Source organism: Nocardia sp. NPDC004415, from assembly GCF_053602435.1.
Map to the genome: position 1 here is coordinate 62,864 of NZ_JBSGDP010000031.1, position 8,908 is coordinate 71,771.

Below are 8,908 nucleotides of genomic sequence, written 5' to 3' on the forward strand. Positions count from 1 at the left end.
TGTTCACAACGATTCGGACAGTGTCACCCGCCGCCTCGGGGGCATGCGAACGGGCCCGCGAACCGTGGTGGTCCGCGGGCCCGGCGTGATCATGACGGCGGGCTATTCCCCCGCGTCGTCCTCGGGTTCGGGCAGCTTCGCCTCTTTCACGGCTTTCGCCTTCGGCGCACTGCCCAGTGCCTTCTCCAGGGCCGGGCCCTGCAGCCTGCGGAAGGCCCGCCGCGGCCGCGCCTGCTCGAGCGTGGCCACCTCGAGCGAGGCCCCACCGAGCGAGCGCTTGTCCTTGTCGGCTTCGGGCTGGCCTGCCTGCAGGGCGCCGATCGCCACCTTCAGCGCCGCGTCCAGGGACAATCCCGGCTTGTAGGCGGCCTTGAGCGCGGTCACGATGGGCTCGGTGGTGCCGCCCATCACCACGTACTCGCGCTCGTCGACGATCGAGCCGTCGAAGGTGATCCGGTACAGCACCGAGGTCGGCGACTGCTCCGGATACCCCACCTCGGCCACGCACAGCTCCACCTCGTAGGGCTTGAGCTGATCGGTGAAGATCGAGCCCAGGCTCTGCGCGTACAAGTTGGCCAGGCTCCGACCGGTGACATCGCGCCGGTCGTACTGGTAGCCCTTGAGGTCGGCCTGCAGGATGCCGCCCCGGCGCAGCGCCTCGAACTCGTTGTACTTGCCCACGGCCGCGAACCCGATGCGGTCGTAGAGCTCACTGATCTTGTGCAGCGTCGCCGACGGATTCTCCGCGACGAACAGCACACCCTTGTCGTACACCAGCACCACCACGCTGCGACCCCGGCCGATGCCCTTGCGGGCGAGCTCGGTCTTGTCGCGCATGATCTGCTCGGCGGACGCGTAGTAAGGCAGCGTCATGCGCTGGCACCCCCGTTCTGTGCGGCCGCCCGGTCGACCGCGATCGCCGTGGCGACCGCGGCGAGCTCGTCCTCGGAGACCTCCACCGCGCCGTCGGCGTCGATCAGCACCACCGTCGGGTAGATCCCGCGCAGCGGGTCGGGCCCACCGGTGGCGGTGTCGTCGTCGGCGGCGTCGACCAGCGACTCGACCGCGATCCGCAGCGCCTGCTCGTGGTCGAGACCGGCGCGGTAGGTCTTCTTCAGCGAGGACTTGGCGAACATCGAGCCGGAACCGACCGCGGTGTAGCCGAACCGTTCCTCACTGCGCGAACCCACCACGTCGAACGACACGATCCGCCCCGCCTTGTCCGGGTCGGTGACCTGGTCGTCGAACCCGACCAGCAGCGGCACCACGGCCAGCCCCTGCATGGCGGCCGGGAGATTGTCGCGCACCATCTTCGACAGCTTGTTGGCCTTGCCGTCGAAGGTCAGTGACACGCCTTCGATCTTCTCGTAGTACTCGAGCTCCACCGCGAACAACCGCACCATCTCCACGGCCAGCCCGGCCGTGCCGGCGATGCCCGCCGCGGAGAAGGTGTCGGTGATGTAGACCTTCTCCATGTCGCGCGAGGCCACCAGGTTGCCCTGGGTGGCCCGCCGGTCGCCGGCGATCAGCACGCCGCCGCGGTAGCTGACCGCGACGATCGTGGTGCCGTGCGGCGCGAAGTCCGCCCCGGCGCTCAGGTCGGAGGCACCGAACCTGTTGCCGGGCAACAGGTCCGGTGCATGCATCCGCAGGTGTTCGGTGAACGAGGAGAGAGCCTGCCCCGCGTGGAGGCGCAACGGATCACCTGAGGTCACTGGCCGCCCTTCTGCACATATGCCCGCACGAAGTCCTCGGCGTTCTCCTCGAGCACGTCATCGATCTCGTCGAGCAGGTCGTCGGTCTCCTCCGCCAGCTTCTCGCGGCGTTCCTGCCCGGCCGCGTCGACGCCCTCGGGGCCCTCGTCCTCGTCGCCACCCCCGGCGCGCTTGGTCTGCTCTTGTGCCATGGCCGCCGACCTCCTCTTCCTCATCACGATGTTCGTGCCAGTCCCTCAACCCTACCGAGCGGATCCGACAAGGTGGTCCATTAGCGATCGGATTGTCGCCCTACCGTGCCGGGAATCGCCTCAGTGGGTGAGTTGTTCGACGAGCTCGGCGGCCGATTCCGCGGCGTCGAGCAGCTTGCCGACGTGGGCTTTCGTGCCCCGGCGCGGCTCCAGGGTGGGGATTCGCACCAGCGAATCGCCGCCGAGATCGAAGATCACCGAATCCCAACTGGCGGCGGCGATATCGGCACCGAAACGGCGCAGACACTCGCCGCGGAAGTAGGCGCGGGTGTCGGTCGGCGGCTTGGTCATGGCGTCGAGCACCTGCTGCTCGCTGACCAGGCGCTTCATCGAGCCGCGGGCGACCAGACGGTTGTAGAGACCCTTGTCCAGGCGCACATCGGAGTACTGCAGGTCCATCAGGTGCAGTTTGGGCGCGGCCCAGCCCAGGCCCTCACGGCTGCGCATGCCCTCGAGCAGGCGCAGCTTGGCCGGCCAGTCGAGCAGGTTGGCGCATTCCATCGGGTCGCGCTCGAGCAGGTCCAGGACCATCGCCCAGTTGTCGACGATGTCGCGCACGCGCGGGTCGTCGTTGCCTTCGCGGTCGACGAACTTGGCCACCCGCTCGTGGTAGAGCCGTTGCAGCGCAAGGCCGGTCAGCTCGCGGCCGTCGGCCAGCGCCACGGTGGCGCGCAGGCTCGGATCGTGGCTGATCTGGTGCACCGCGGTGACCGGGCGGGCCAGCTGGAACTCCGAGAGGTCCTCGCCCGCCTCGATCAGGTCCAGCACCAGGGCGGTGGTGCCGACCTTGAGGTAGGTCGACATCTCGGCCAGGTTGGCGTCGCCGATGATCACGTGCAGGCGCCGGTACTTGTCGGCGTCGGCGTGCGGCTCGTCGCGGGTGTTGATGATGCCGCGCTTGAGGGTGGTCTCCAGGCCGACCTCGACCTCGATGTAGTCCGCGCGCTGGGACAGCTGGAAGCCCGCGTGGTCGCCGGACTGGCCGATGCCGACCCGGCCGGACCCGCAGATGACCTGCCGGGAGACGAAGAACGGGGTCAGGCCCGCGATGATGTGGCTGAACGGGGTGTCGCGGCTCATCAGGTAGTTCTCGTGGGTGCCGTAGGAGGCGCCCTTGCCGTCGACGTTGTTCTTGTACAGCTGTAGGCGCGGCGCGCCGGGGACGCTCGAGGCGTGCCGGGCGGCGGCCTCCATCACCCGCTCCCCGGCCTTGTCCCAGATGACCGCGTCGAGCGGGTCGACGACCTCGGGCGCGGAGTACTCCGGGTGCGCGTGGTCGACGTAGAGCCGGGCGCCGTTGGTGAGGATCATGTTGGCCGCGCCGACCTCGTCGGCGTCGATCACGGGAGCGGGTCCGCTCATCCGGCTCAGGTCGAAACCACGCGCGTCACGCAGCGGGGATTCCACCTCGTAGTCCCAGCGGGTCCGCTTGGCTCGCGGCACCCCTTCGGCGGCCGCGTAGGCGAGCACGGCCTGGGTGGAGGTGAGGATCGGGTTGGCCGTCGGCTCCGTGGGGGTCGAGATGCCGTACTCGACCTCGATTCCGATGATGCGCTGCATGCTGTCGAGCCTAGGCGACGCGCCCGGCCCGCACCCGCATCTCGCCGCGAGCTCGCCTCCCCGCCCAGCTCAGCCCGTCGCGGCCAGTACGCCGGGTCCGCCGGTCGGATGACCCGGGGTGGTCCTCGTGAGCGATCCGCGGCGCGGCCGGCGTCGCGATACTCGGTCCATGAGCGAAACCCTGCAGCAACTCGCCCCCACCGATCGGCCGCGGCCGGGGCGGCTGCTCGCCCTGGATGTCCTGCGCGGCATCGCGATTCTGGGCACCCTGGGCACCAATATCTGGATCTTCACCGACCCGGCCGGTCTCGTCGGTTACATCGACGGGCTGGGCTCGGCCGCGCAGAACGGCTGGATGTGGTCGGAGCGGCTGTTGCAGCAGCTCGTGCAGGGCAAGTTCCTCGGCTTGCTCACGGTGATGTTCGGCATCGGGCTGGCCATCCAGCAGAGTTCGGCCCGGCGCGCGGGCAGGCGCTGGCCGGGCAGCTACCCGTGGCGCGCGGCGCTGCTGTTCCTCGACGGCCTGCTGAACTTCCTGCTCGTCGCGGAGTTCGACGTGCTCATGGGGTACGCGGTCACCGGCCTCGTGGTGGCCTACCTGCTGGCGACGAGCGAACGGGCCCAACGCCGCTGGGTGATCGTCGCGACCTCGATCCACCTCACCCTGCTCACCCTCGTGGCCGTGGCCCTGGCCTTCGAACCCGAGGGCGACGACCGCGAACCGTCCACGCTGGACCCGAATCCCTACGCCGACGGTTCGTTCTGGGATCTGGTGCTGTTCCGCCTCGACCACGCGCTCGCCTTCCGGGTGGAGGCGATCTTCATCTTCCCGATGTCGGTGGCCCTGTTCCTGCTCGGCGCCCGGTTCTACCGCGCCGGGGTCTTCCGGCCCGAGGGCGCGCGAATCCGCAAGTGGCTCATGATCGTCGGCTTCGGTGTCGCGGCCCCGATCGACTTCGTGGCCGGCGGCTTCCTCGGCGGCGATCTGGTGCTGTTCACCCGCTACGGCACCGCGCCGCTGGTCTCGCTGGGCATCCTCGCCGCGGTCGCGGCCTTCTACCTGCGCAGACCGCGCCTCGGCTTCACCGGCACCCGGCTGAGCGAGGTCGGCCGCACGGCGCTGAGCTGCTACATCCTGCAGAACCTGATCGCCGGAATGCTGTGCTACGGCTGGGGTCTCGGGCTCGCCGCGCGCGTCTCCCCCGACGCACGGGTGCCTTTCACGATCGCGATCTACCTGGTGGTCATCCTGGCGATCACCGCATTCGCCCACCTGTGGCTGCGCCGCTTCGAGCGCGGCCCGGTGGAGTGGCTGTGGCACCGCGGCTACGGCCTGCTGGCGCGGACGAGCTGATCAGCGCAGGCGGGCCTCGGGCGGCGGCGCGGCGTCCGGGGCCACCAGCAGGTCGGCGACCAGCGAATCCCGTTGCAGCGGTACGCCGAGACTGCGCGCGTTGCCCTCGAACAGCGACAGCACCGACTCGGTGAGGATGCCCTGGATCTGCTCGGCGCCCAGCACCGGTTCCGGCTCGGCCCGCCAGCTCGCCACGACACCGTCGACGAGCCCGACCATGCCGAAGGCCATCGGCCGGGCCCGGGCGGGGTCGATGCCGAAGCGGGCGAGCGTCGCGGCGAACATGTCGGCCAGCTGACCGCCGACCTCCCGGCCCGCACCGGACAGGCTCGCACCGCCCTCCTGGGGCGCGTCGCCGAGGAACCGGTGCAGGTTCGGGTGCAGTTCGATCCAGTCCAGGTAGGTGCCGATGGCCCCGCGTACCGCGTCCTTGAGGGTGCCGTTGGGTTGCAGGGCGGGCAGCAGTTCGGCGAGCAGCAGTTCCAGGATGCGTCTGCGGGCGAGCGCGTCGAGCTCGGCGCGGCCACCGATGTGCCGGTACACCACCGGCCGGGGCAGGGCCAGGTGTTCGGCGATCAGCTGCACCGAGATCTCCACGCCGTGCTGTTCGATCACCTCGACGGCGGCGTCGATCATCTCCGCCCGGCGGCGGGCCTTGTGCCCGTGCCAGCGGGTCGCGCGCCCGTCACCGACGGGCTGCTCGGCATGGGCGGAAGGTGCAGTCACAGCCCCCACGATACGCGGACGGCCGTTGCCCGTGACATCGCGTTCCAGCAATCCGGGCCGCCGCGACCGGCCGGGTATGCTCGCCATCATGCAGGCACGGGCGATGGTGATGGCGTACGCGGTTCTCGCGTGCCTGCTGCCCGCCATCGTGCTGCTCACCGTACCGGGCGGCGAGGCCACCCGGGCACTGGCCTTCGGTGCCGTCGCCGCGGCGATGGTCTGCGCGCTGGCCGCGATCACCACCCGCAGGCACCTGCCGGTCCGGGTCGCCACCGCGGGTCCACCCCGCTCCGCCCAGCGCCGATTGCGCGGTTCCTTCCTCCCCCAGAGCAATCCGGACACCCCGGGCCGTCCCCGGCCGCGGGCACCGGGAGCCGATCACCACTGACAGGCCGCCGTGTCGGCGTCCCTGTCGGATTCGTGATCCCACTCCCCTTTTCGTGCGTTCCCGCACGCCGTCCGGACAGGTCGTTCCGTCATGCTCGATATCGTCTATGTCCCGGTGTCCGCCCTGCTGTGGTGCTGGCACCGGCTCTTCGCCCTCCCCCTCGGCGCGGCCGACGGCCTCGCCTGGCTGCTGGCCGTGGTGGCACTCGTGGTCACCGTGCGCGCGCTGCTGGTGATCCCGGCCCTGCGCCAAGCCCGGTCACAGGCCACCCTGCGCACGCTGCAACCACGCATCGACCGCCTGCGCCGCACCCATCGCGACGACCCCCGCGCGCAGGCCGCCGCGATCCGCGATCTGCACCGAGCGCACGGTGTGCGCCTGTTCGCGGGCTTCGTCCCGCTGCTGGGCCAGGCCCTGGTGTTCCTCGGGCTGTTCCATGTGCTGCGCTCCTTCGACCGCACCGGCGCGTCCGCGATCGGTCCGTTCGCCTCGACGAGCACCCCGCTGACCGACGAGGTCAATCGCGCCACGGCCAACTACCTGTTCGGCGCCCCCGAGGTCGGCGCCTTCCTCGACGCCCACCTCTTCGGCGCTCCCCTCTCGGCGACCGTCTTCGGCGCGGGCGAACTGATCGTCGCGGTGGCGGCGCTGGCCGTCCCGCTGGCGCTGCTCGCCGCGGTGGCGAGCCATCTCACCGCCCGGCTCGCCCCGGTGGGCACCGACGGCACGGCGGCCGTGCTGCGGGTGCTGTCGCTGTGGGTGTTTCCGGCGGGCGCGCTGGTCGGCGGGGCGATCATGCCGGTGGTGGTGCTGGTGTATTTCGCCACGAACGCGGTGTGGACGTGTGCGCAGCAGTACGTCATCCGGCGGGTGCTCGCCGCGGAGGCCGCCACCGCGGCAGCGGCTGCCATCACCGCGTCCCGCGCCAGGGCACCGCGGCCGGGAGCGAAACCGCGCCGCCGGTGAACGGCGCTACCCTCGGGCGGTGTCAGCGCACCCGGAATCGGAACTGCTCGCCGTCTACGACGCCGCCGGACAGGTGATCGGTGCCGCCGAGCGCGGCACCGTCTACCGCGACGGACTGTGGCACGCCAGCGCCGGTGTCCTCGTCCGTTCCGGCGACGGCGCTCGCGTGTACGTGCACCGGCGTACCGACAGCAAACTCGTCTTCGCGGGTCTGCACGACTGCCTGGCGGGTGGTGTGGTGGACGCCGGCGAGGACCCGGCCGACACCGCGGTCCGCGAACTGCGCGAGGAACTCGGCATCGCCCTGCCCGCGGGCACCCGGCTGCCGTTGCGCGCGAAGGCTTCCTGGGACGGCAGCTGGGAGGGGCGCCCGCTGCGGTGCCACCTGTTCGGCTACGAGGTGCGCTACGACGGGCCGATCCACCACCAGCCCACCGAGATCGCCGCGGGCTGGTGGTGCGGGATCGCCGAATTCCGCGCGCTGCTGCGGGATCCGGCCCGGCCGTTCGTCCCCGACACCCGCCTCCTGCTCCCCGGCCTGCTGGCCGAGGAAGACGGGCGAGACACAGACCTCGGGTGAGCACCTGCCCGCGTGCCGAGCGGCAGCCCACCGCGGGACCGATGGTTACCTTCGGGCGAACGACGGTCAGTCCAGGCGGCGCAGGGTTTCCTCGTCCCTGGCGACCACCGCGCCGCCGTCGGCGGTGAGCACGATCGGCCGCTGGATCAGCTTCGGATGCTCGGCCAGCGCGGCCAGCCATCGTTCCCGATCGGCGTCGGTTCGGCCCCAGCCGCCGAGGCCGAGTTCCTTGGCGACGTCCTCGCCGGTGCGGGTGATGTCCCAGGGTTCGGCGCCCAGCCGCGCCAGCACGGCGCGCAGTTCCGCGACGGTCGGCGGATCGTCGAGGTAGCGGCGCACGGTGTAGTCGACACCCGTCGCGTCGAGGTGCGCGGTGGCGTTGCGGCTCTTGGAGCAGCGCGGGTTGTGCCAGATCTCGATGTGCCCAGACGTCATGGGACCCAGCGTAGTAGCCCGCTGTACTGCGTCCTCGTGACGATCCGGCGGTCCCCGCGCGTGTGACGACGGCTACTGGCAGGATGCGCGGTACATCGTCCGGATCCACCCCCAAGCCCGAGGAGACACCGTCCAGGTGAGCACCCCATCGCAGGACCGATCCTTCCGCCGTGCCGTCGTCGGCCTCGCCGCCGCCGTGGCGACCCTGGCGGCCGTGGCACCGGCCGCCCACACCGCGCCCGTCCGGCAGGCGGTGATCCCGGGCTGCGTCCCCGCCGCCGCGGGCCAGCCCAACGGCAAGCAGTGGCCGGTCGAGCCCCCGCTCACCATCGACCCCGCGTCCTCGTACACCGCCACCCTGAACACCACCTGCGGCCCCGTGACCGTCGACCTCGACGCCGCGGCCGCCCCGCGCACGGTGAACTCGTTCGTCTTCCTCGCCGGCGAAGGCTACTTCGACCACACCCGCTGCCACCGCCTCACCACCGAGGGCATCTACGTGCTGCAGTGCGGCGACCCCACCGCGACCGGCCGGGGCGGGCCGGGCTACCAGTTCGGCGACGAGAACCTCGCGGGCGCGGTCTACCCCGCGGGCACCGTCGCCATGGCAAACGCGGGCCCCGGCACCAACGGCAGCCAGTTCTTCCTGGTCTACCGCGACACCCAGCTGCCGCCGAACTACACCCCGTTCGGCCGGGTCACCGGGGGCCTGGACGCCCTGACCACCATCGCCGGCGCCGGTGTGGTCGGCGGCGGACCGGACGGCACCCCGGTCGCCGATGTGGTCTTCGACGCGGTGACCACCACCCAGGGCTGAGGAAACGACGAGGGGCGGGGCGCCCCGCGGGGGGGGGGGGGCCCCCGGGGGGGGGGGGGGGGGTGGTGTGTTTGTGAAACCGCGTTTAAACAAAAAAAACACAAAATAAATTGTGA

The 8,908-nt window shown here is 71.1% G+C and carries 11 protein-coding genes; 5 read left to right on the forward strand and 6 right to left on the reverse strand.

Going from position 1 to position 8,908, the window contains the following annotated elements:
* Positions 1-102: 102 nt before the first annotated feature.
* The 4 genes from prcA to dop form a co-directional block, all read right to left on the reverse strand.
* The gene (gene prcA, locus ACWEMY_RS16770; protein WP_375928232.1) at positions 103-873 is read right to left on the reverse strand and encodes a proteasome subunit alpha; all 771 of its coding nucleotides are present in this window, start codon (positions 871-873) and stop codon (positions 103-105) included.
* Positions 870-1,715: a proteasome subunit beta gene (prcB, locus tag ACWEMY_RS16775; protein ID WP_375928234.1), complete on the reverse strand. Its 846-nt coding sequence runs from the start codon at positions 1,713-1,715 to the stop codon at positions 870-872. The genes prcA and prcB overlap by 4 nt, the downstream gene beginning before the upstream one ends.
* Positions 1,712-1,906, reverse strand: a complete 195-nt coding sequence (locus ACWEMY_RS16780) for a ubiquitin-like protein Pup (RefSeq protein WP_019047503.1) — start codon at positions 1,904-1,906, stop codon at positions 1,712-1,714. The genes prcB and ACWEMY_RS16780 overlap by 4 nt, the downstream gene beginning before the upstream one ends.
* Positions 1,907-2,026: 120 nt before the next feature.
* Positions 2,027-3,526 carry a depupylase/deamidase Dop gene (gene dop / locus ACWEMY_RS16785; RefSeq protein WP_278266058.1) on the reverse strand — a complete coding sequence of 500 codons (1,500 nt, stop codon included), beginning with the start codon at positions 3,524-3,526 and terminating at the stop codon, positions 2,027-2,029.
* Between the two features lie 169 nt (positions 3,527-3,695).
* Here dop and ACWEMY_RS16790 point away from each other — a divergent pair, with 169 nt between their 5' ends.
* A complete protein-coding gene (locus tag ACWEMY_RS16790; protein WP_452390744.1) occupies positions 3,696-4,880 on the forward strand; it encodes a DUF418 domain-containing protein in 1,185 nt (394 codons plus the stop codon).
* Here the strand turns inward: ACWEMY_RS16790 and ACWEMY_RS16795 are convergent, their stop codons facing one another.
* On the reverse strand, positions 4,881-5,606 hold the full coding sequence (locus ACWEMY_RS16795; protein WP_278266060.1) for a TetR/AcrR family transcriptional regulator: 726 nt from the start codon (positions 5,604-5,606) through the stop codon (positions 4,881-4,883).
* A gap of 88 nt (positions 5,607-5,694) precedes the next feature.
* On the opposite strand from ACWEMY_RS16795, the gene ACWEMY_RS16800 reads away from it, so the two are divergent.
* The 3 genes from ACWEMY_RS16800 (at position 5,695) to ACWEMY_RS16810 (ending at position 7,540) form a co-directional block, all read left to right on the forward strand.
* Positions 5,695-5,994, forward strand: a complete 300-nt coding sequence (locus tag ACWEMY_RS16800; protein ID WP_375928239.1) for a DUF6412 domain-containing protein — start codon at positions 5,695-5,697, stop codon at positions 5,992-5,994.
* Positions 5,995-6,084: 90 nt separating this feature from the next.
* Positions 6,085-6,960 carry a membrane protein insertase YidC gene (gene yidC / locus ACWEMY_RS16805; RefSeq protein WP_452390745.1) on the forward strand — a complete coding sequence of 292 codons (876 nt, stop codon included), beginning with the start codon at positions 6,085-6,087 and terminating at the stop codon, positions 6,958-6,960.
* A gap of 19 nt (positions 6,961-6,979) precedes the next feature.
* Complete coding sequence (locus ACWEMY_RS16810; RefSeq protein WP_452390746.1) at positions 6,980-7,540, forward strand: NUDIX hydrolase; 561 nt, start codon at positions 6,980-6,982, stop codon at positions 7,538-7,540.
* Between the two features lie 66 nt (positions 7,541-7,606).
* Here the strand turns inward: ACWEMY_RS16810 and ACWEMY_RS16815 are convergent, their stop codons facing one another.
* A complete protein-coding gene (locus tag ACWEMY_RS16815) occupies positions 7,607-7,975 on the reverse strand; it encodes an arsenate reductase family protein (RefSeq protein ID WP_452390747.1) in 369 nt (122 codons plus the stop codon).
* A 136-nt stretch (positions 7,976-8,111) separates the two neighbouring features.
* Between ACWEMY_RS16815 and ACWEMY_RS16820 the strand changes: the two genes are divergently transcribed.
* Positions 8,112-8,792 carry a peptidylprolyl isomerase gene (locus ACWEMY_RS16820; protein ID WP_452390748.1) on the forward strand — a complete coding sequence of 227 codons (681 nt, stop codon included), beginning with the start codon at positions 8,112-8,114 and terminating at the stop codon, positions 8,790-8,792.
* Positions 8,793-8,908 lie beyond the last annotated feature (116 nt).